Source organism: Vibrio sp. 10N.222.46.A1 (assembly GCF_041473595.1).
Taxonomy (GTDB): domain Bacteria; phylum Pseudomonadota; class Gammaproteobacteria; order Enterobacterales; family Vibrionaceae; genus Vibrio; species Vibrio tasmaniensis_A.
The window spans coordinates 1-505 of record NZ_JBFRSN010001197.1 but is presented as its reverse complement, the minus strand read 5'-3'; the positions used below and the strand labels follow the sequence as shown (position 1 = coordinate 505).

Here is a 505-nt window from a genome sequence, read left to right as displayed (position 1 = left end):
ACTTGATTGTACCCTGACCTTTCAGATCAGAATTAGCTTCATCAATACTTGACGTTCCGCCGACCTGAGATTTTGTATCTACAATGTGTAGTCCAAAACGTTCAGTCCATTCAAATTTATCGTCTTGCACGGTTTGAACCGTTACACGAAGCTCAGTTCTTCCTGCCGGAATTTCTACATAACCGTTAACGACGTTAGCAACTTGGAATACACCGTTAGCATCTTTGTATTCGTAAGTTAGGCTATTGGTATCAATATCATCAAATTCGGTATCGTAACCATTCGTTGTCGCTTCAAATTTAACATACTGTTTTTCAGAAGAGGCTTCATTTAATGTCACTTTAAAGGATGCTTTATCTCCTTCATCGACAGGCGCAGCATCATGGACTTTGATAGTTACGTCATGATCAATGATGGTGGCCGTGTTACTTTGAGTGCCCACGGTTAACGTGAACGTCTCGTTCGCTTCGTCAATCGTGTCTCGAGTCGTCGCCACGGTCGCCGT

1 pseudogene is annotated in these 505 nt (G+C 42.8%); it reads right to left on the bottom strand.

What is annotated here, in order from left to right:
- Nucleotides 1-505 (bottom strand): annotated as a pseudogene (locus tag AB4496_RS25165) (hypothetical protein); the annotation flags it as partial.